The 23,014-nt window shown below is 36.0% G+C and carries 17 protein-coding genes and 2 tRNA genes; 8 read left to right on the top strand and 11 right to left on the bottom strand.

Annotation, left to right across the window (positions count from 1 at the left end; genetic code table 11):
- Positions 1-11 precede the first annotated feature (11 nt).
- The 10 genes from F557_RS0101775 to rpmH all read right to left on the bottom strand — a co-directional run bounded on the left by F557_RS0101775 (position 12) and on the right by rpmH (position 9,546).
- The gene (locus tag F557_RS0101775) at positions 12-800 is read right to left on the bottom strand and encodes a ParA family protein (protein WP_019000552.1); all 789 of its coding nucleotides are present in this window, start codon (positions 798-800) and stop codon (positions 12-14) included.
- A 6-nt stretch (positions 801-806) separates the two neighbouring features.
- Positions 807-1,442, bottom strand: coding sequence for a 16S rRNA (guanine(527)-N(7))-methyltransferase RsmG (gene rsmG / locus F557_RS0101770; protein ID WP_019000551.1), 636 nt, complete (start codon positions 1,440-1,442; stop codon positions 807-809).
- Positions 1,435-3,330, bottom strand: a complete 1,896-nt coding sequence (mnmG, locus tag F557_RS0101765; protein WP_019000550.1) for a tRNA uridine-5-carboxymethylaminomethyl(34) synthesis enzyme MnmG — start codon at positions 3,328-3,330, stop codon at positions 1,435-1,437. Before mnmG ends, rsmG begins: the two co-directional genes overlap by 8 nt.
- Before the next feature lie 538 nt (positions 3,331-3,868).
- Positions 3,869-4,432 (bottom strand): elongation factor P, encoded by a 564-nt coding sequence (gene efp, locus F557_RS0101760; RefSeq protein WP_019000549.1) that lies wholly within the window; start codon positions 4,430-4,432, stop codon positions 3,869-3,871.
- Positions 4,429-5,643, bottom strand: a complete 1,215-nt coding sequence (gene earP / locus F557_RS0101755; protein WP_019000548.1) for an elongation factor P maturation arginine rhamnosyltransferase EarP — start codon at positions 5,641-5,643, stop codon at positions 4,429-4,431. Before earP ends, efp begins: the two co-directional genes overlap by 4 nt.
- Positions 5,643-7,013, bottom strand: coding sequence for a tRNA uridine-5-carboxymethylaminomethyl(34) synthesis GTPase MnmE (gene mnmE, locus F557_RS0101750; RefSeq protein ID WP_019000547.1), 1,371 nt, complete (start codon positions 7,011-7,013; stop codon positions 5,643-5,645). The genes earP and mnmE overlap by 1 nt, the downstream gene beginning before the upstream one ends.
- A gap of 73 nt (positions 7,014-7,086) precedes the next feature.
- On the bottom strand, positions 7,087-8,832 hold the full coding sequence (yidC, locus tag F557_RS0101745) for a membrane protein insertase YidC (protein ID WP_026297687.1): 1,746 nt from the start codon (positions 8,830-8,832) through the stop codon (positions 7,087-7,089).
- A gap of 6 nt (positions 8,833-8,838) precedes the next feature.
- Positions 8,839-9,087 (bottom strand): membrane protein insertion efficiency factor YidD, encoded by a 249-nt coding sequence (gene yidD, locus F557_RS21665; protein ID WP_084761361.1) that lies wholly within the window; start codon positions 9,085-9,087, stop codon positions 8,839-8,841.
- Positions 9,024-9,410, bottom strand: a complete 387-nt coding sequence (gene rnpA, locus F557_RS18390) for a ribonuclease P protein component (protein WP_044142808.1) — start codon at positions 9,408-9,410, stop codon at positions 9,024-9,026. Before rnpA ends, yidD begins: the two co-directional genes overlap by 64 nt.
- Complete coding sequence (gene rpmH / locus F557_RS21660; RefSeq protein WP_084761358.1) at positions 9,403-9,546, bottom strand: 50S ribosomal protein L34; 144 nt, start codon at positions 9,544-9,546, stop codon at positions 9,403-9,405. Before rpmH ends, rnpA begins: the two co-directional genes overlap by 8 nt.
- A gap of 378 nt (positions 9,547-9,924) precedes the next feature.
- On the opposite strand from rpmH, the gene dnaA reads away from it, so the two are divergent.
- The 3 genes from dnaA to recF all read left to right on the top strand — a co-directional run bounded on the left by dnaA (position 9,925) and on the right by recF (position 14,056).
- Entirely contained in the window at positions 9,925-11,652 is a 1,728-nt protein-coding gene (dnaA, locus tag F557_RS20865; protein WP_157617721.1) for a chromosomal replication initiator protein DnaA, read from the top strand.
- 29 nt (positions 11,653-11,681) lie between these two features.
- On the top strand, positions 11,682-12,893 hold the full coding sequence (gene dnaN / locus F557_RS0101730; protein WP_019000543.1) for a DNA polymerase III subunit beta: 1,212 nt from the start codon (positions 11,682-11,684) through the stop codon (positions 12,891-12,893).
- 68 nt (positions 12,894-12,961) lie between these two features.
- Entirely contained in the window at positions 12,962-14,056 is a 1,095-nt protein-coding gene (gene recF / locus F557_RS0101725; RefSeq protein ID WP_084761355.1) for a DNA replication/repair protein RecF, read from the top strand.
- Between the two features lie 2,047 nt (positions 14,057-16,103).
- Here recF and F557_RS0101720 read toward each other — a convergent pair.
- Positions 16,104-16,316, bottom strand: a complete 213-nt coding sequence (locus F557_RS0101720; RefSeq protein WP_019000541.1) for a hypothetical protein — start codon at positions 16,314-16,316, stop codon at positions 16,104-16,106.
- Between the two features lie 257 nt (positions 16,317-16,573).
- Between F557_RS0101720 and F557_RS0101715 the strand changes: the two genes are divergently transcribed.
- From F557_RS0101715 to F557_RS0101685, 5 genes are all read left to right on the top strand, one after another.
- A complete protein-coding gene (locus F557_RS0101715; protein ID WP_019000540.1) occupies positions 16,574-19,027 on the top strand; it encodes a DNA gyrase subunit B in 2,454 nt (817 codons plus the stop codon).
- 58 nt (positions 19,028-19,085) lie between these two features.
- The gene (locus F557_RS0101710; RefSeq protein WP_019000539.1) at positions 19,086-20,438 is read left to right on the top strand and encodes a hypothetical protein; all 1,353 of its coding nucleotides are present in this window, start codon (positions 19,086-19,088) and stop codon (positions 20,436-20,438) included.
- A 113-nt stretch (positions 20,439-20,551) separates the two neighbouring features.
- A tRNA-Arg gene (locus tag F557_RS0101705) sits at positions 20,552-20,628 on the top strand.
- A gap of 6 nt (positions 20,629-20,634) precedes the next feature.
- Positions 20,635-20,719 (top strand) — tRNA-Leu (locus tag F557_RS0101700).
- A gap of 1,353 nt (positions 20,720-22,072) precedes the next feature.
- Positions 22,073-22,837, top strand: a complete 765-nt coding sequence (locus F557_RS0101685; RefSeq protein ID WP_019000536.1) for an IS1634 family transposase — start codon at positions 22,073-22,075, stop codon at positions 22,835-22,837.
- Positions 22,838-23,014 lie beyond the last annotated feature (177 nt).

The raw sequence follows: 23,014 nt of genomic DNA, 5'->3' as shown, positions 1-23,014 counted from the left end.
GTTTGTAAAAACTATTGCTCTAGCTGTTGTGATTCCTCATCATCCTGGATCTGAAGAATTTCTCCTGCCAGAGCCAGATAAGCCCGCGCTCCTAAAGAGCTTTTATCATAATAATAGACAGGTTTTCCGTAACTGGGAGATTCTGCAAGTCTTACGTTTCTTGGGATAATGGTACGGTATACCGATCCTTTGAAATTTTCCTTCAGGTTATCCGAAACATCAGATGCCAGTTTGGCTCTTTTGTCAAACATTGTCCTCAGAATGCCCTCAATTCTGAGTTTTGGGTTTAAATTATCCTTTATTTGTCTTACTGTATCCATGAGATCAGTAAGACCTTCCATTGCAAAATATTCACATTGCATAGGGACAATAACAGAATCAGCTGCACATAGAGCATTAACTGTCAGTAGATTTAATGCAGGAGGACAGTCTATGAAGATGAAATCATAGTTTTCCCTTATGACATCGAGAGCATTCTTGAGACGGTTTTCTCTGGCAAAGAAATTCATCAGTCTTACACCAGCTGCAGTTAAATCAGAATTTCCCGGCAAAACGTCATATCCTCCGGAATCACTATGGATAATGACATCTTTTGCTGGGATTCCTTCTATAATTACGTCGTATATACTTTTCTTTAGATCAAATTTGCTTATCCCACTGGCCATTGTTGCATTTCCCTGAGGATCCATGTCGACAATCAGAACCTTTTTCTGTGTTGCCAGTGATGCTGCAAGGTTAATACATGTGGTTGTTTTGCCTACCCCACCTTTTTGGTTAGCCAGCGCAATTACTTTGCTCACTTTTAATTATTTCCTTTTAATCAGTTTTATCAGATGTCGTTGTCCAAGTTTTTTGTTCACCTGAATGTGTATTATATCTGAAACTTGATATTCAGATGAAAGCTCTTTAAGTTCCTCGTGGGGGATATCTCCTTTCAGAGCTAAAAATTCTCCGTTTGGACCGGTAATGTTTTTACAGAGTTTCAGCATGTCTGGAATGGAAGCAAAGGCTCTGCTGATAACCCCGTCAATTATTGAAGAAGGTATGTACAGCTCACATCTTGTCTTTTCTGGAAAAATGTTGTCAAGTCCTAGCTGTCTTTTCGCTTCTCTTTGAAAATTAACTTTTTTTCCAAGACTTTCAATCAAAAAAAATTTTTTTTGTGGAAACAGGATTGCCAGAGGGATTCCAGGAAAACCAGGACCAGAACCAACGTCGGCATAATTTGTTCCAGTAATGTAAGGTGCTACTGATATAGAATCGATAATGTGCTTATATATAGCATCAGTACTGTTTCTTATTGATGTCAGATTGTAAACCTTGTTCCACCTCATTAGGAGTTCTGTAAGAGATAGCAACTTTTCGATTTTTTCTTCATCTACGTAGCTATCAAGATTCATGAACTTGATTTCAGTACAAAGGATGTTTTTAAGTTCACTCATTTTCTTGTACCCCTAATAATCCCATTCTTTTTAAGTGTATTAGCAATATAGATATTGCGGCAGGGGTTACACCTGAAATTCTTGAGGCTTTTCCGACAGTTTCTGGCTGAAAATCGTTTAGTTTCATTACTATTTCTGTAGACAGTCCTGGAATGCCTGTATAGTCAAACTTTTTAGGCAGATAAGTTTCTTCATTTTTTAAGTGTTTTTGAATTTCTTCCTTTTCATTTTCGATATACCCCTGATACTTAATTTGGATTTCAACTTGTTTTTGGCTTTGTTCTTCTGTTGCCAGAGGAGTTAGTCCTGTTGCTTTTATAAGAGTATCGTAGTTCATTTCAGGTCTTCGCAGAATTTCCTCTAGGTTTTGTTCTTTTGTAAGAGGAGATTTTAAGACTGGATTGAGTTTTTCGGCATAGCTGTTGTTTGGAGATACCCATGTTTCTCTCAGTCTGCTGATTTCTTTTTCAATTTGGGATATTTTATTTTCAAAAAAACGCCACCTATTGTCATCTACAATTCCAAGACTTCTTCCTATAGGAGTTAATCTTATATCGGCATTGTCTTCTCGGAGTAGCAATCTATATTCGGCACGTGAGGTAAACATTCTGTAAGGTTCGTTTGTTCCGAGGGTACAAAGGTCGTCCATTAATACTCCCATATATGCCTGATCACGTCTTGGACTCCATCCTTTTTTTCCTTGACAGCGTAATCCCGCATTTATTCCTGCTAGACATCCTTGAGCAGCAGCTTCCTCATAGCCGGTTGTGCCATTAATCTGTCCGGCCAAAAATAGGTTTTCAATAAATTTGCTTTCCATTGTTGATTTTAGATCACGAGGATCGAAGTAATCGTATTCAATGGCGTATGCTGGACGAACAAGTTCAGCATTTTCTAATCCTTTCATTGAATGAACCATTTGGATCTGTACATCGAATGGAAGACTGGTAGATATTCCGTTTGGATAAAGAAGGTTTGTGTATAGACTTTCCGGTTCTATAAAAATTTGATGCGACGTTTTGTCAGGATAACGCATTATTTTGTCTTCTATTGACGGGCAGTAACGAGGGCCGACACTGTGAATTACACCTGCATAAAGAGGACTTCTGTTTAAATTATTTCTGATAATATCATGTGTTTTTTCATTAGTTTTTGCTATATAGCAGGAGATCTGTTGCGGATGATCGTTTTTTTTTCCCATAAAAGAGAAAACCGGGATTTCTTCGTCTGGCTCCTGTTTTTGTAGTTTGCTGAAGTCTACAGTTCTTTTGTCTATTCGGCATGGAGTTCCTGTCTTTAGTCTTCCCATTCTTATGGGATAACTGTGCATCTGTTCTGCCAGTTTTATTGCTGCTTGTTCTCCAGCACGTCCCCCGCTATAGTGTTTTAATCCTATGTGAATTAAGCCATTAAGGAAGGTTCCAGTACACAGTATGACTGTTTTTGCTCTTATTTTTATTCCTGCTTCAGTTTCTGCTCCTATAACTTTGTTTCCATCAAAAAGAAGTTGAGTGCACGGTTGCTGAAATATATGAAGGTGTGGGTAGTTTTCTAGTATTTTTCTAATTTCGATTTTATAGAGGACTCTATCGGTCTGAGCTCTTGTAGCTCTTACTGCTGGACCTTTGCTTGAATTGAGTGTTCTAAATTGAATTCCGGCATGATCGACAGCAGTTGCAGTTATTCCACCCAATGCATCTATTTCTTTTATAAGGTGTCCTTTTCCGATTCCTCCAAAAGCGGGATTACAGGACATCTCACCCAGTGTTTCTATGTTATGAGTGAGGAGCAGTGTTTCGAGTCCCATTCTTGCAGATGCTGTACATGCTTCGATACCTGCATGTCCTCCTCCAATTACCAGAACATCATATTCTTGATTTTGAAACATATCGTCTCTCCTGTATTGTTTTTTTTATTTTAATGTTTTTTGTGGCCATCGTCATTTTGTGTGATGTCTTCTTTTCTTTGTTTTTTTTATTATTTTTCTATTTTTTTTCATTATTTTCTTGTAGCTGTTTTTGTTGTTGATAAGTCTGCAAAAGCCTTATTATATATAGCTTTGTTGCGTACTAATTGTTGTTACTTTCTTGTGTTCTTATGGTGTTTTTGGTGTGGATAAATTCTTGCTTTATTAACATGTGAATAAAAGTGTTTTAGTTATCCACTTTATTTCAATAACTATTCTACAATTTGTTGACAACTTCTTGTGTTTTATATTTGTCCACAATGTCTTATGAATCCACATTTTGTTTTCAGTGTTAATAACATGTTATTAACAAGTTGTTAGCTTCTGATGTTTGATTTTGGAGGTGAGATTTTTTTATTGTGGTGTTGTTCTTTACTTCTTGACAGATTTTCATATGTGATAAAAAAAGGAGTTGCTCCTTTTTTAGGAGCTACTCCTTTCCATTTTGTTTAAGCTTGTTTTATACGCGCTTTTTGAATTCGTTTGTTCTGGTGTCAATTTCAATTTTGTCACCGGTCTTAACGAAATCGGCAACGCTTATTGTGAATCCGGTACCCTTCAGTGTGGCAGGCTTTGTTACTTTTCCTGAAGTATCTCCTCGAACAGATGGTTCCGTGTACTCAACTTCTCTTACTATAGTAATGGGGAGCTGAACACCGATAGCTTTTCCGTTATAGAATGTTACGGTGCACTCATCTTCCATGCCGTCAACGATGTAGTTAATTACGTCTCCTAGGAAATCCTTCTCGACTTCAATTTGATTGAATTCTTCATCCATGAAAACGTAGAGAGGATCGGCGTAGTAGGAGAAAGTGCAAGTTTTGTGTTCCAGAATGACATCATCAAGCTTTTCGTCTGCTTTAAAAACAGTTTCAGTTCCACCTTCACCCAGAAGGTTTTTGAGCTTCATTTTAACGACAGCTGCATTACGTCCCGATTTGTTAAATTCAGTCTTGAGAACTACCATTGGGTTGTTACCAACCATGATTACGTTTCCTGTACGAATTTCTTGAGCGATTTTCATTTGTTTACCTTAAGAATGTTCTGAGTTTTTTGTATAAAGCTGTCCAATTGTCTACCCAGATTTCCCATTTTTAAAAGGTGATCCGACCATTTAGCAGACAGGGTACAGATTTCTTGGTATTTTATCATAAAATTGTTGAAGTTAGACAAGGTCTCCTTTTCTTCTTTGTCAGATTGGTTAAGACTAAAAAAAGCTTTTTCTATGGTGATTCTTAGCTCATCCGTGCAGTTTTCTGCGTATATGTCTGTGAAGGCTTTTAGTTTTATGAGATGCGTATCTTCATCTTGGGGATAGATGTGCCAAAGAAAAGGCGTTCCCGTAATGTTGGCCTGGGCGAATGAATCTTCTCCTCTTACAACGTTAAGGTCCATTGCTTTCATTAGATCATCAAACTTCTCCTGATTTATCATTTCGAATTTTACTGTCTTTACTGTCGGGTGGTCCTTTAGCAATTGATTAAAAATTTTATTATTCTCTAGATACTGAGTACTTTTTCCTTTGGGAAGAAAAAAAATTGAGTTTGGCCGGTTTTTTATTATTGCTCTTAGCAGAGGAATCAATGCTTTGTTTTCATACGTAAATATCAGTACTTTAAACATTTTTTTTATATCTTCAGAAATGTTGATATCGTTTTTAAATTCATTTATCGTATTACAAAGAGCTTCATTTTTTGTTATTTTTGCAAAATTCTCATCGTAATTTAGACATCCTGTTTTTGCTGTAAATCCTGGAAAAAAGAAATATTTTTTTATGTTATTAATTTGAAAGGATTGTAGTTTGTGACAATCTTCTACCCATTTTTCAGCACTAAGATATTCAAGGTTTATCCATACTGTATTATGTGTGAAAGTTTTGGTTATTTCTTTAGGAAGTTTACATTGAAATGTTTCGATAATTATTTGTGACGGTGTGTATGAAAAATCTCGGTAGGCTTCTTCGTTATATTTAGTACTGTCTTCTGGAATCCAGTATCTTAGTGTGAGCTTTTGTGATATTTGTTGTTCCTTTATTTCTTGAACCGAAGATATTCCTTGAACATTGATAGAATAGTCTTTTATATTTGTATTAAGCTTTTTTATAACACTGAAGTTATCTATAAAAAGATTTACTGTATACCCTATTTTTATCATTATTTGGGCTAGTCTATACGTAACTCCAGCATCTCCGTAATTGTCTATTACGGTGCAAAACAAATCTATACTATTTTTCATCATTTTCCTACACAAAATGTATTGAATATGCTTCCAAGAAGATCGTCAGCTGTATATTTTCCTGTAATTTCATTTAAGTTATTTTGAGCAATTCTAAGATCTTCGGCAGCTATTTCTAAATTTTCATTATTTATAATATTGTTTTCGGCGTTATTTAGAGAATTGAGTACTTTATCAATGGCAATCAAATGTCTTCTTCTTGCTGAAAAAATTCCCTCTGTAGAGTTTGTATAACCAGCAAAATATTTGATATGTTCTTTTAGTTCTGATATTCCTGATTTTTCCTTTACTGAAATTTTAAGAAATGAAAAAGTTTTTAATTCTTCAGGAACTTTAAAGTCAGGATTTTTGTCAATTTTATTGAATAGTATTGTGCATGGTGTGTTGTTTTCTGTGTTTTTTATAATCTCTTTAAAGAGGTTAATTTGTTCTTTATTATCATTATCTGAAATATCAAATAAGAAGAGGATTCTTGATGCCCTGTGAATTTCGTTCCATGACCTGTTTATTCCGATTTTTTCTACGGTGTTATCTGTATTTTTACGAAGTCCTGCAGTGTCAATAATATGTACCGGTAGCCCGTCAATATTAATTGTCTCTTTAATGGTATCTCTAGTAGTACCTGCTATGTCTGTTACAATAGCTCTTTCGACACCTAACAATTCATTAAGTAGTGATGATTTTCCGGCATTTGGTCTACCTGCTATTACTATGTTTACTCCTTCTGTTAATAGAATCCCCTGTTTTGCGGTGTTTTTAATTTCTTCTATTTGATTTTTTAAGACATGCAATTCATTCATTACATTACCTTCATTGACAAAATCAATACTTTCGTCTGGAAAGTCTATGGAAGCTTCAACGAATGTTCTAAGTTTTATCAGAATTTCCAGTAGTTCATTGATTTTGTTTGAAAATGCTCCGGAAAGTGAATTTATTGCTGATTTTGATGCCTGAATGCTAGTTGCATTTATAAGATCCTGTATTGCTTCTGCCTGGGTGAGATCAATTTTTCCGTTTAAAAAAGCCCTTTTTGTAAACTCACCGGGGGAGGCCTGTCTAATGCTGCTGTCTTTTAGAATTTCCTGCATCAATCTGTTTAGTACAACCGGCCCGCCGTGGCATTGAAACTCGACAATATCTTCTCCTGTATAACTGTGCGGCGATATAAAGTAAATGACAAGACCTTCATCAATTTTGTTATTATTTTCGTCAACAAAGTCTGAGTAATGTGCGTATCTTGGAGAGGGGGTTATTCTCGCGATTTTTTCAGCGACTGCCTTTGCTTTATTACCAGATATTCTAATAATACCAACCCCTCCATGACCAACGGGAGTTGCTACTGCAGCTATTGTATCTTCATTGAAATTCATGCTATTACCTTGAAAAAAAAAACTCAGGATTTTAACCTGAGTTTTACTTTGATTTTGTTGCTGATGCAAGCAATTATTTAGCTTGATTTTTCAGACTTAAGCCTTTCTTTTCTAATGCTCTAAAAATAACTAACTGCTGTCCGATGGTGAAAATGTTTGACACCAGCCAATACAGGGTAAGACCTGAAGGGAATGTACAGAATAAACCTGTGAATATTATTGGCATCATCAGTATAATTTTTTTCTGCATAGGATCTGTTATTGTGGTTGGCGACATTTTTTGAATGATCAGCATTGTAACTCCCATCAAAATAGGAAGAACAAAATAAGGATCATATGCCGAAAGGTCCTGAATCCATAGGCAGAACGCAGAATGTCTGAGTTCTGTAGATTCCATAAATGTCCAATACAGAGCTATGAATATAGGCATTTGTATCAGGATGGGCAAACATCCTCCAAGTGGATTGACTTTCTCTTTCTGATAGAGTTCCATCATTGCCATGCTAAGTTTTTGTCTATCGTCTTTGTACAATTCCTTAAGTTCATTCATCTTTGGTGTCAAAATTCGCATCTTTGCCATTGAAACGTATTGCTTTTTTGTTAGCCAATACATTGACAAACGAACAAGAATTGTAAGTACTATTATGGCAACTCCCCAGTTAGGCAGAATCTGGTGAATAAAATCAAGTGCGTAATAAAGCCAAATGGACAGGAATGAAAGCCATCCGTAGTCAACTGTAAGTTCGAGATTTGGAGAAACCTTCTTCATTTCATGAATATCTTTGGGGCCGATCCATAAAATATTTGATAGTGTGGCTTTTTCTCCTGGAGCTATTGCTATATCTTGTGAACGGATTCCTACCACAGCTGTTTCCGCATCGTCTTTTCCGTAAGAGAAAATGGTGTTTGATGTGTTTTCGGCTCCAACCCATGCGGCAACGAAATAGTGTTGGATCATACTGATCCAGCCGCCTTTGGAGGAACGTATATTTTCTGGTTGTTTTAATTCTCCAATATCAGAGAAACTTTCTTTCTGATACTTTGTATCAGATGTTGAATAAGCCATTCCTCTGTAAGCAGAGGTTCCAAACATTCCAGAATTCAGTTCCGGATCATTAACCGATTGTTCAAGAGATGAAATTTGAGCAATTCTCAAAGGTTTTGATAAGTTTGAAACTTCGAAAGAAACTCTGATTTCATGAGAACATCTCTCAAAGGAGAAAATTTTGTTAATGCTTATTCCGTCAGATGTTGCTCCTTTTAGCGTTACTACAAGACTGCTGTTATCAGACGGTGGATTTAAAGTATCCTTATTGCTCGTTTTTTGATCTGGATTTCTTGATGCTCTGTATATGGCACAATATTCTTTTATATCGCGACCATCCTGATCTTGCGGTTTGTTCATTACGTAAGATGTTTTATCTGATGTATACTTAACATTCATGTAATGGAACTGGGCAGATGTTTGCTGTGTCGGATCAAGGTTACGGTCTTCTGGCTGTGCAGCCACAATGTTACTTGAAGCAAAATATTTGAAATTTTTGGTAATTTTCAGAAGGTGAAAATTTTCAGATGAATTAATTTCCTGCTTTTGATCCTTAAGATCCGCTTTCAAAATATCCCCATTATCTAAACTAATATCCAGGTCGTAGAGATCAGTTGAGACTTTTACAATATTATCGGTATTCGGGGATTGAATTGTTACTTCGGGTTGATTTTGTGCCTGTAAAGCTGCATTCCTGTCACCTGACCATGTAAAAAACATGAAAACAGTGAAGAGAATCAGCATTATCAGTACAGTGTTACGTTGTTGCTGCATATGTTCTCATAATTCATCATTAGGAAAAGAAACGGGATCAAAACCACTTGTACAGAAAGGGTTACATCGTCCTATGCGACAGATCCCACGATAGAATCCGTTCCAGAATCCATACATTAAAATCGCCTGTCTTGTGTACTCAGAACAGGTAGGGATATAGCGGCATTGCTGTCCTATCACAGGACTGAGAACTATTTGGTAGGATCGGATAAGCGCACTTGCAATTTTTTGTAGCGGCGATATATGACGTTCCATAATTTTGCCAGGATTTCGTCTAAATCCCTGTTACTCATATTTTGTGCAGGACCTTTCGCTATTACTACGAAATCTAACGGACACAGTTTATCTTGGGCATTTCTAAAATTTTCCCGCACCACGCGCTTAATCCGATTCCTCCACACTGCTTTCTTGAGTGCTTTTTTAGGGACAATCAAGCCCAAGCGCGGGAAACCCAAACCATTAGCTTTTGCAAGCACAGTTATGGATGGAGATCCTGCTTTTATTGGATCTTTAAAGACTGAATTGAAACTTTCAGGAGTCAGCAGTCTGGACTCCCTAGAAAAATTTCTTTTAGCCATTAACAGTTGTAAGGCGAACGCGGCCTTTTGCACGACGACGTGAAAGAACCTTACGACCGTCTGCTGTCTTCATGCGACTACGAAAACCGTGAACACGCTTACGCTTTAATACATGAGGCTGAAAAGTGCGTTTCATTATATATTCTCCCAATAATAAAAAAAATAAAAGTCTGCTCTAGTTCACAGAACAGTCGCGTGATTATATAGTTCTTAGTCGTTCCAGTCAACATATCTTGAGCAGGAGTCGTTTTAGGTTATCAAAATTATGTTGTGAATAAGCTGTTTATAGGTTGTTGATAAACTAATTAAGGTATTTCTTAAGATATTATCAATATACCATCGCTGCAACATTGTTGGTGTTGTTGATAACTTTCGTCAATAGTTAACATTTCTTGTCAAAAACCATATCACATTTCAAGTTATTCACAATTTGTGCTGGATTACTGTCAATTCATATTGTAAAATCAATTCTTCGTGATAAAGTGTTTTTATTCGTGTTGTTTGAGGTTAGTTTGTGCCAATTTTTGATCCTTCCTCCTGGGAAAAGGTAAAAAAGCATCTTGAATCTGTGCCTTTGGGCGGAGCTAGGCAGATGCAACTCAGGATGTTTTTGAAAAAATCTATGGCTGTTGTGTCAGATCAGCACAATGTTCTTACTGTTTATGTTCCTAATCGTCTAGTAAAGGATTTTCTTGAAAACAACAATTATGTGGATACCATTAGGGCGGCCACGATGGAATCACTTGGAAGGGAATATCGAGTGAATATTGATCTCCAGAGCAATATGAAGTTCGGAGACAATTCAAATACTCAGTCAAAACTGGAGTCACCTTTCCATGGAGGACGGATTCCAGTGCCATCCCAAAGAAACACTGATAGAGAAGGGGATGTATCAAAAGTCGGGTATTCGTACTTACCTCAGAAAGAAATTCAAATGAACAGCAGCAGTGTTCAACCTCATAATGAGGTAAGTTCTTTCGATCGTTTCGGACTGAAAATTGATGACATGGGAAGGGGGTTTGTCCCGCACACAGAAGCTAAGGGAGCTTCAGTTTCTGATAGGCCTTCTCAATATGAAAAAGGAAGTATTTCCTCCCAGGATGACAGTTTTCAAAACATGAGCTTTTCCAAGCAGTTAAGTCTTGCAGAAGTTAAGGAAAATCCGTTTTACAGGCAACATAAGCATCTTATTCTGAAAAACAAAAACTTCGATAATTTTGTTGAAGGTCCTACTAATGCAACTCTTTGCGACAATGGAAAGCTGGTAGCTGAACATCCGGGAACTTCCGATAGGAATCCTTTGTTTGTATATGGAGATACCGGTCTTGGGAAAACTCATATCCTTTTTGCTATAGCAAATTCGCTCCTGACAAACTATCCTGATAAGAAAGTAATGTATGTGCCACTAATCAGTATTTACCAGGATTTTGTTCAAGCAGTCGCAGATTACAGTACTAGCAAGAATTCTGTGACTGGTCTTATAAGTAAATTTAAAGCGCTCTATAAAAGTCTTGATGTTTTGTTGATTGATGATATGCAAGAGTTCAACAATAAATTCAGTGATTCATTTGCTGGTGAGTTTACCAGTATTATGAACGAGATTTCGACTTCAGGAAAGCAGCTTGTTTTTGCGGCTAGCGTACATCCTTCTGAAATTAAGAAGATTGACTCACGCTTAAGTTCCAGATTTCGTTCAGGGGTTGTAATTAAAGTGGAACCCCCGGATTCTGATACTAGACGAAAAATAATTCTCAAAAAAATTGAAGAGATGGGACTTAAGTTTGATAAGCAAAGCGTTGATTTTATGACGTTGAAATTTCAGACTAACGTTCGAAATCTTGAAGGATATATTAAAACGATTGGGGCTACTATTCTAGGTCCCAAATCTGATACGGTCATTACAGTGGACAGGGTTAAATCTGTGTTAAAAGATGAACTGGCACAGAGGGCAAAGATGGTAACCGTGGATAATATTAAGGAAACCGTGTCTGAGTATTTCAAGATATCTGTCAAGGATATGGATTCTCCTTCGAGATCAAAGCCAATTGCGAGGCCTCGTATGATTGCAATGACTTTGGCAAGAGAATTGACGGGGCAGAGCTATCCAAGCCTTGGGAAGCAGTTTGGAGATAGAGATCACTCTACTGTAATGCATGCTTGCGACAAACTTGCCAAATGGATTCAGACAGATCATCAAATCAGATCTGATTATGAAAATTTGAAATTACAGCTTACTGAGTAAGATTCAAGAGATTAAATGGTGCAATTACTATGAGATTCAAAATTCAAAGAGAAGCTTTTATTAAGCCTTTAGAGCAGATTTCCGGATCTGTTGGCACAAATCAAAAGGAACCGATAACTCAGAATGTTCTCATGAAAATTGAGTATAACGATCCTACGGGCCCCATAAAGGATACAGAATACAAGATGTACCTAATCTGCACTGATACCGAAATTGAATTGGTCAGCGAGGTTGGTTTGTACGGCCCTGTTGAGAAAGGCGCAATTACTGTTGAGGCAAAAAAGCTAGCAACTATAGTTAAAAGTCTTCCTGAAGGATGTTTCGTTGAAGTTATCGAATCGACGGACAGAAAGTCTATCACTTTGAGTACGGACAGAAACACTTTTTCTCTGTCAACTCTTCCTGCGGAGCAGTTTCCTGAAATTGAAATCCTTGCCAGTTCCTACTCTATGAAGATTAAAGCTTCGACTCTTTTGGATATGATGAAGACGACGAGTTTTGCGATTCCCCAGGAAAATTATCGTGTAGCTTTGAAGGGAATGTGCTTCACCTTGAGACAGGAAACCGGTTCTCATAAGGATCTAGACATATATACATCAGATGCTCACAGAGCGAACATTCAGAGAGCAGAGCTTGAAGAAGAGTGTATTTTTCCCGAAAACTATAATGGCAGAAATTCTTTTATTCTCCCAAAAAAGACTGTGGGTGAAGTGATTAGGCTTTTGAATGAATATTCTAAGGATAAGTCTTTTCAGGATTCTGTAATAGAATTATTTGTTGGAAAAAACAGTTTCAGAACTGAAATTAATGGTGTTACAGTGATTAGTTGTCTTATTGACAGTGATTATCCTAACATTCTAATGATTGTTCCCAACAACTGTAATCGGGTTATTACGCTTGATCGTGAGAGTTTTAAAAACTCTCTTGAGAGGGTGAAGATTCTTTGTAATTCTTTAAATAATGCAGTTGAACTCATAGTTGTTAATTCATCAATTACCATAAAAGCTAAGAACAGTCTTCACGAGGAAGCAGTTGAGCATATTATAGCTGAGTATGAAGGTGATGATTTTAATTTGGCTTATAAGGCGGATTATCTTATTGATATTTGTAAGAACATGACTGCAAAAAAGATTAAGATTTCCATGACAACTAACAGTAACAGTGCAAAGGTAGAAGCTGTGGCAGGGGAGGGCGAACAGATTAGCCAAGCGTGTTATGTTGTAAGTAGAATTGTTATTTAAAGTTTTGTTTTCAAGGACATAGAGAGTTTTTTCTCTCTGTCCTTGAAATTTCTTTGCTAGTATCCGGCATGTTCCTTAGTCATATAAAGGTTTCAAATTTTAGAAACTTTGAGTACCTTGATATTCCACTCTCAAATGGAATTAATGTTTTTTGTGGCAGTAACGGTGTCGGTAAAACATCTATTCTCGAATCTATTTATTATCTTTCTCTTGCTAAATCATTTAGGACTTCTAATAATCAAAGCTTAATTAAATCTGGATGTTCATCTTTTAGTGTCTTTGCTGTTTTGCATGATAATAATGGAAATAATCATTATGAAGGTTTGGAAAGAAAATCTGATGGTAGTATCAAAGTTGTTTTTGATAATAAAAATATCGTAAGGAATAGTGATATTGCTAAAAACCTATGTGTACAATTAATATCTCCAGATTCCTTTTCTTTATTGACTGAAGGTCCTTCTGTTAGAAGGAGTTTTGTTGATTGGGGGGTTTTTTATAATCAGTCGTCATCAGGAAAAGTATATAATGACTTTTATCGGGTTTTAAAGCAAAGAAATTCTCTTGTTCATGAGAGGTCCGATGATTTTTCTTTCCAATATTGGAATGAGCTTTTTGTTCAGTTATCTGAACTAATTTCTGATTTAAGAAAAGATTATATAAATGATTTTTCTCAGGAGATATCACTAATAACACAAAAATTTATTCCTGAATATAACTTTAAATTTACTTTAAATTATGGATACAAAAGAGAGGAAGGTCTATTGAATATTTTGAGAAAGAATAGAGATCGAGAATTCTCTTTAGGATATACACTTTCTGGACCACATAAAGCAGATCTAAAAATTAAAGTGAATGACACAATGGCTGAGCAATTGTTATCAAGAGGACAGCAGAAACTTCTGGTAATATCCATGCATATAGCTCAAGGGCTGTTATATACTAAGAAATCTGGCAGTAATTGTATTTTTTTAATTGACGATATAACATCTGAACTTGATGAAAATAATCAACGAATTTTATGTGATCTTATTAAATCAATAGGATCAAGAGCCCAGTTTTTTCTTACTATTGTAGGGAAGGATTCTGAATATAGGTACAGAGATACATTCCCTGTTGCTTCTTTTTATTCTATTGCAGATAATAAAGTCTCAATGTTATTTTAAAGGAATAAATCTCTTCCTTTTATAAGTTTATTATCTTTATTGTTTTTTTAGCTCTAAGTATACTAGATGTAGTGCGTAGTAATCGAGGTACCTCACCAAAAAAAAGTAAAAATCAATATAAATCGTCATCATTGCATTTTTTACACCTGCCTTTGTGTTTTATAGCTTAAACTCTGAATTGTTAAAGCTTGCTTGATTATGAATGATAAAAAACAGGTGTATTCATATTTTGTTTTTAATTGTATGTTTTTGAGCAAAATGTGTTATAATTAACTATAATGCCTATACGCACTGTAAATATCTATTAATTCTATAAAAATCTTTTTTAGTATCATTGTTTAAATTTCAGACCGTAACTGGCAAGTTCGAAATTTTATCACAATTGCATTCTCCTCTCTTAGTGTTATTAAATTTGTTTACTATGACATTTGACTGACCTGGATACTCCTTGTGGAACATTGATAGTTTTCTTGATTTTTTACCAGTTTGAATTTTGTTCTAAATATAATTACTTAAATTTTAAATGTAGTATGTTTTTATAATAGGTTTACGGCTGATTCAATGAGGTATCTCATACCTTTATAATGTTGCTCAAATATTTAATATTTCCATTCTTGTTTGCGAAGTTGTTATTTGATTGTTTACAATTGTCCAAATCATACAAGTCAGTCCTCTGAATCAATATTTTGCTTAATGAATAGGATTATAGATAGTTCCACGTGGAACAAGTTTATATTGAAGTGATTGACTATCAATTTTTGAAATTGCTGAAAAATCTTACGGTAGCATTTTGTATGTCTTACTAAGCTTTTACCTGTCTGGAACTTGTTAATTTGGTAATATTTATCTGATTTAGGATGTCGTAGGTTACGATATTTCTTTCTGTTACTCTCTGTAATCCCAAAATATATAATGGATAGGTTATTGGTGGTTTCACGTGGAACAATCAGTCGTAGTCTGTACAGAATTGTTTATGAATAATGTTCCACGTGGAACAAGAGGGGGAGAGATAGTGATTCTGTTTTCCTATCTTACTATGTAATGTGTAAGGATAGAAGGGGGATATTAGTCTTAGATTAGGTGTCATAATAATATTTTATATTTGATAAATTGAATGACTATTATAGAGTCAGTTTTAGCAAAATAGAAATCGACAATCTTTACCAGTTTTTACTATTGATATCTTTTGATCAAGTTGGTCGAATTATTTTTTTTTGAATATATGTTCCACATGGAACATATATGAGAGGTGAAGTATTGAATATTATGCAAAGGGTTGAAAAGGATCATATTCAACTAATGATTATATTGAGTTGAAAATAGAAGGGGAGTGGCTCTTGTAGAATATTAATATATGAAAATGAATCCTGTACAGGTGGTTACCGCATTATGGTGAAATTGAAAACTAATGTTTATTCAAATGAATTACTGGTAATAATTTTAACAGATTGTTTTGTTTCGTTTTTAATATATCTTATAACAGATGATTCTTTCACAATTTCTGCTAGAGTAGGTGAATGTAAGTTATCTAGCGATAATGTGGCAGTCTGTAGTTTTTATGAATAATTGTCTTTTTTGATAATTCGTATGCCTGTAAGTTGTAAATACTGATTCTAGCTTATTGGTTTTAGGAAGATGGATAGAAGATTATTATGGAAGTGTTTTTGAAAAAGAAATAGTTAAATATGAATGTTTAATGAATGGGAGTGATATAAAGAATTTGTGAGATATTGAAAATGTAATATTTTTTAAGAGAATTTTATCTGTTTTTATTTAAAAGAAGGAAGTCTGGATATGAGAATTTGGTAAAATGATAAGCTTGAATATTAAAGAATAAGATGAAAAATTTAACATTTAACATAACTGAAATAGTGTGATGAATTAAATCAGAATAATATGCAATATACTCTATAGTTTTTTCTGTTTGGCTGTTCTGGTTTTGTTATAGTTATAATTTTGCAAAAGAAGGTGATGAAAGTGATTTTTGGAATTACCTCAGAATTAAGATCAGAAATCTTCTGAGGGTTTGAAAAAAAATTACTATTAATTAACTTTTAGGTCGTAGTTTTAGCATTTCTCTTAAAGAAACGAAATGGTAAGGAGTAATAAGTACCACTCCGCCGATCAGAAAGAAAGCCATCCATTCATCAGGAATGTCAGGGATTCCTATAAAGTGGCATGAAATTCCTGCTAATAACATTAATATCCCAATACCATAAGCTATTTTCATCCATAAGGGAGCTCTAATGATGATTTTCATTTATGTGTTCCTATGTTGATACAGAATAAGTTGTATAAATAATTTTGTCGTCATTGCCAATATTACCATATTTGAAAGTTTGAATTAAATGTGATAATACGGTGGAATGTGCTTTTTATAGCGATTTTTTGGACTTTGGGCTATAATACACCGGTTGTTGTATTGAATTTTTTGTGAACAGATGATAGTTTGCAAGATAACAAAATATTCTAATAATTACAGACTGTGCCTGCCTGTGCATATTTTAGGAAAGTTTTATGTGTGCTGAAGTTAATAACGATTACAACGGAAATTCTATAAAGGTTCTTAAGGGGCTTGATGCAGTGCGCAAGCGTCCAGGCATGTATATAGGCGATACTGACGATGGGTCAGGCTTGCATCATATGGTTTTTGAGGTTGTTGATAATTCCATTGATGAGGCTTTGGCTGGCTATTGTGATAGAGTGTTAGTAACAATTCATGCCGACGGTTCGGTTTCAGTTAATGATGATGGACGTGGAATACCTGTAGATATCAATGAAGAGGAAGGGGTATCGGCAGCCGAACTTGTTATGACGGTTCTTCATGCCGGAGGTAAGTTCGATCAGAATAATTATAAGGTTTCTGGAGGACTTCATGGTGTCGGTGTTTCTGTGGTGAATGCATTATCAGATAAACTTGTCCTCACTATAAAAAGAAATGGAAAAATATGGCAGCAAACCTATAAAGATGGTGGAAAACCTGTTGCTCCGATTGAGCCAATAGCTGATTGTTCTTTGGAAGAAACTGGTACGGATGTCCGATTTTGGCCTAGTGATACAGTTTTTTCAAATATCATTTTTGATTACAAGGTTTTAGAAAAAAGGCTTAGGGAATTATCTTTTCTGAATTCTGGTGTGAAAATTGTTCTTGTTGATGAAAGATGTTCTCCAAAGAAGGAGGAGGTTTTTCATTATCAGGGTGGTATTGAGGCCTTTATTAATTTTTTAAACGAGGACAAGGAAAAACTCACTAATAAGATTTTTTATTGTCATCAGACGCGTGGTGATGATGGTATAGAGGTTGAGGTCGCTATTCAGTGGGTTGATTCTTATAACGAAAGCGTATTTTGTTTTACTAATAATATTCCTCAGAAGGATGGTGGTACCCATCTTGAAGGTTTTAGACGAGGTCTTTCAAATTCGCTAAAGAAATATTCGGAATCAATAATTATCAATAAGAAAGAAAAAATTGATATACAGACAGAAGATTTCCGAGAAGGTATTTCTGCTATTGTTTCAGTAAAGGTTCCTGATCCAAAATTTTCTTCTCAAACTAAGGATAAACTTGTTTCATCTGAGGTTTCAGCGGCAGTAAGTTCTGTTATTAACGAAAAGCTTTATGAATATTTGAACGAGAATCCGAACGAGTCCAAAGTTATTATTGAAAAAATATTAAGCGCTGCCCGTTATAGAATTAAAGCTCGCCAAATTCGAGATAGTAATAAAAAAGATTTTACTGGCGGCATGACAAAAAAACTAACCGACTGTGTATCAAAAGATCCTGCCGTAAGAGAGCTTTATATTGTAGAGGGGGATTCAGCAGGTGGATCTGCAAAAAAAGGGCGGGATCCAGAGTTTCAGGCAATTTTGCCTCTTAGGGGAAAAATATTAAATGTTGAAAAAACTTCTACAGATAAACTAAATCAGATTACCTTTGATTTGGATTCGACTATTGGTATTTTGACCAAAGTATTAGGTTGCGGTAGCGTCGGTAATGACGACTACAATCCTGATAATATTCGTTATCATAATGTGGTTATTATGACTGATGCTGATGTGGATGGTGCTCATATCAGAATATTACTTTTGACATTCTTTTATAGAAGGATGCCGGATATTATTGAAAGAGGGTATGTTTATATTGCGCAGCCACCTTTGTACAGATATTCAAAAGGTAAACAGGTTAGGTTTATAGTCGATGAAAAGGAGAAAAATCAGTACGAGACTTCTTTAGCTTTAGATAAGGCAAAATTATATGTGAATTCTGCTGCAGCTCCTATTTTTGGTGAGCCGTTGGAAAAGATATTTCTGAAGTATATGAATATTTTTGCTGTTCTGGACAGAGTTGATAGAGAAATTCCGAAGATGCTTACCAAACAGCTTCTTTTTGTTCGTCGCATATCCGAAAGTGATTTGAACAGTAAGGAAAAGGTTCTTGAGTGGACTGCTGAATTTGAAAATCGTTTGAAACTTCAGGAAAATTCGGGGTTGCGATTCAGGACAGAAGTTGAATATGATCCTGCTAATAACGTTTGGTTGCCGAAAATTTTTGTTCGACATAATGGTGTAGATCGTGGGCAGTTGTTGCCGTACCACTTTCTTGTAGGTTTAGATTATAAGGCAATTGCCGAAGTTAGCAATTTGATTGTAGGGCTCTTGGAGCCTGATGCCTATTTAATGATTGGTGAAAACAGATACGATAATTTTAGAGATTTTGGTCAGGTTTATGACATTCTTATAAAAATTGCCTTGCGGGGAATAGATATTACCCGTTTTAAGGGGTTGGGTGAAATGAATCCTGATGAATTGTACGATACGACAATGGATCCAGAAAATCGAGTATTCCTCAAAGTGACAATCGACGATGCAATTGAGGCTGATAAGGAGTTTTCAAAGCTCATGGGAGATGTAGTTGAGCCACGGCGCGATTTTATTGTGGCTAACTCTCATTTGGCGGAACTCGATGTGTAATTGTAAGTATTGAGGGAGTACAATACTCCCCGTTTGTACTTTCTTTTTGGGGTTTGTTATGAAGATTACCAAAATTGCTGCCGCTTTTTTTGTAGGTAGTGTTATTTCTTTTTTTAGTGTTGCTAATGCTAGTGGTGATTATGTTTTCAGGACAGAGAATTCCTACAACAGTGAAAGTATGAACGTTGTTGACTATAGCGGATACAGTCATGTTTACAGTTTTGCAGTAGTTTCAAAAGGAGCCATGGGGTATCAGAATATTAATAATTTTGATGATTTTTATCATGCTATGGCGCGCTGTGATAAGGAGAAGCAACTTACAGACGAGGGAACCGAGTTGTTTAACCTTATGAAGCAACTTCGTCCGACGATAACAAAGTTGTCAAAGACTGCGCTTACTCCTGTAGGCATAGGAGAAGTAAATAGACTAGGAACGGATTTTGGTAAGTCTCGAGCTAAATTGATCAATTCAAAGGCTACTTACGACAAGGAAATTAATATTCAGTTCGTTTATGATGGAGATCCTTTAGGATTAGAAACTGGGGAGAAGTTTGTTTTGGGAATCACCAACAATCTCCCAGAAGATAATGTTATTGTGTATGATGAAATTAAAGATGAAAACACATTGGCATTTTTTTACAATACTGAATATAAAAACTACCTTAATAACTATCCGGATTTGGAAAAAGCATTAGGAAAGATGCGAGTAGATAAACAGTATAAATCTTACATCGAAAGTGTACTTCCCAGAATTTTGAAAAAGGTTAAAATTGATGAATTGGTTCATTTAGGATTTTCAACTGGAACATCGAGAATTGATGACAAGGATTTTGTCAACGATCTTTACCTTTTTTACCAGATTCTTCCAAATATTGATCCTTTCCTTGCCCAGAAATATTCTTCTTTGATGGACACTATTATTAGGCCAAACGAGAGAGAGTATTTTGCTAAAATGGAGGATCATATAGCCTATTATAAGTTTGGTCCTGGTTTTAAAAATAATCGCATAGGAATGAATTCCGGAAAACGGATCGTAAGGGGAATTGTCGACGATCTAGTTGCGATTAATAGTGAAGAACCAGTTAAGGTTATGATTTTAGACGCTAGAGCTCTTATCTCTCTTGAAAGTTATTTGTTCAAAGAAGAGTTTGGTGATGGTAATACTTCAGAGAAAGTAAGTGGTGAACTGGGGGGGTTTTCAGTTTCAGATTATGCACCTTTGAATTCTCTGCTGGTCTTCGATCTTTACAAGAATGCGGATTCAAAGTATTTTGCAAGAGTCACTCTTAATGGTAAAACAAAAATGATTAACAAGGAATGGGATGTTGCCAAGAATTCTGACCTCTATGATCTTTCAATGGTTTTAGGAACCTTGGACAATGAGGAGTCTGCTGAAAAAGAACAGGAATAATAATGATTATTTTTTGAGCTTTTGATGTTGGCGATCCTACATTATTGATAAAATGTATGGAAAAATATTGACGAACTGTTTGGGTTTTATATAATACCCATATTCTTTGCAGTGCTTCCGTAGCTCAGTTGGATAGAGTAGTGCCCTCCGAAGGCAAAGGTCATGGGTTCGATTCCCGTCGGGAGCGCCATTTAAAGCGAATGTGGCGGAATTGGTAGACGCGCAAGCTTCAGGTGTTTGTACCGTAAGGCGTGAGGGTTCGAGTCCCTCCATTCGCACCATCTTATTTCTTAACTTCCTACTATCTTTTGTCAGAGTGCTAAAATCTCAGTTTCTTGATGTTTTATTAGTGGTGATCCATTAGTTGTTTGCCAGTAAATGAAAGTCATTTGTTGTGCTTTAGTTTGTACTCGAACCCTGGTTGTATTTTTTATAGAACAGCTAGGCATTTTATAATGGGGCACTCCATGTTAAAGCTTTGGTATTTTGTCATTTTTGCTTAATAGATCCTTTTATAATTTTTTAATTGGGTGTTACTACATTATCATTATTTCCAAATAGCAGTTTTATTTTATTTTTTTATGAGTTATATTAAGCGTAAATTCATTGAGCGAATTTACGCTTAATATATCTGTTTCTCTACATACCTGAATAATAAGTTACGTTTAGTCTGCAGTTCTTTTATCGTAGTGACGCTTTTTGCGTAATCGGGTAGGGGGATCCTAACTCACCCCTCCCACACCACCGAACGTGCGGATCCGCATTCGGCGGTTCAAAACGATAAACGCAGAAGTAAATATATCAGCCCTTCCACGCAAACTGTTCCAAAGTAGCCCATCCCTCACTCAGCAGACGCTTATTACTAAGAATTCTGTGAATCACAGGAGTCATGGACATAGTCCAGTACCTATTAGAGGAATACGCATATTCGGATTTTAAAGGAACTCGCTTCGCCCTTTTCCTGAATATAGGTTTCGGGGTGTAAGTCCCGTTTCTCACCGCTTCCGAGATTTCATTAGGGTGTTCCAATATGTAACATCTTAACTGAAGGGTTTTCATGCCATCAACTCCGGCACCGCCTTTGTTGCTGACCACCTTCCTAAGTGCTTCCGCAAGGTCTTCCTTTCGAGTATTCTCTCAAGAGTTATCGGTGTCGCTGATTTGTTAGTTTGTCCGGATTTTGGCTTCCAGAAATATCCTTAAAATCATAGATTCCTGCTCCAGATTTTTGAAAATTACGCCCCTACATGACCATCTCCGCTGAAATTTTGTGACACCTCTTTCCATATAATCTTGACAGTCTGTTCTTTAAATTCCTGATCCTCCCTTAATCACCACAGGCGGTGTCCTCAGGATCCAGTAAATCAGAATCATGTTTGAGTTTTTACTTACATTTCGCAGTTGAGATTGCTTAATTACCACTTTTTATAAAGGGCTGGAGGAATTTCAAATTCCTTTTTTGAGACTAGCATGTTGTGACGTCAATTAATATAGGGGTTTATCACAAAAAAATACATATATAAAATATTTATTTTTAAAATGTGATACAAGGATCGCTTTAATATTATCTCGCTTGTGGCAGGCGATTTTATTTCCCTAGAATACGGCGATTATTGCCAATTTTGGGGGATGTCATGGCCGTTATTCCGAGAGAGCTGCTTAAACCTTTAACCATGGGGCATTTGGGACTGGTTGGAGCTTTTATTCGGGAGACCGGAATTATCGAGAAGATCGATTCCAGGCTTCCCAAGTTCAGTAATAATGCCGGACATTTTACTCATGGTCAGGTTGTTGCTCTGATGATATTGAACGGGCTTGGCTATACCACCCGGCCACTGTATATGAGCAACACCTTTTTCGAGGCCAGAGATGTTGAGGCCATGCTGGGAATAGAATACCATAAAGCCTGGTTTAACGATGATGTTATAGGCCGTACCATGGATGCGCTGTACGAATATGGTCTGACACCTTTATTTTCCGAGCTGGCTCTGGGCATTATGGATAGCCTTGGACGCAAAATCGGGAGTGTGAACATTGACAGCACCAGCTTCCATTACCATGGCAAAGAGCGTATGTTCCATGAGGATAACACCGCAGTCAATTACGATGAACCCCATAAAATCAATGTTACCTTTGGATACAGCAGAGATGCCCATCCCGAATTAGTCCAGATTATGGAACAGATGATGGTTGATAACGCAACCGGCATTCCTCTTTACATGGAGCCTGAGAGCGGCAATACCAATGACACGTACGCTTTCGGCAGAATGACAAAGGTCTTTGAAAGCTTCAGGAGGTATACCGATGATGGATACATATACCTTTGCGGGGATTCCGCACTGTACTCCGAAGGCAATGTGTCATATATGACCGAAAAAGGAATAAAGTACGTGTGTTAGTCAAACAAGCTTTGTCCAAAAACCATTCCAAATTTAATTAACATATGTCACATTTTCAGTAATAACTTTTGTCTAAATCTTGCCTTTTCCCTTAAGATTAAATAAGATTTGTCAATGTAGAGACAAATAACATTTGTCTTAACAGGAGTAGGCATGAACACCAAGAAAAGCTTTCTT

The organism is Succinimonas amylolytica DSM 2873 (genome assembly GCF_000378405.1).
GTDB lineage: Bacteria > Pseudomonadota > Gammaproteobacteria > Enterobacterales > Succinivibrionaceae > Succinimonas > Succinimonas amylolytica.
Note: the sequence above shows the minus strand (reverse complement) of the source record. Positions and strands in the feature narration are given on the sequence as shown.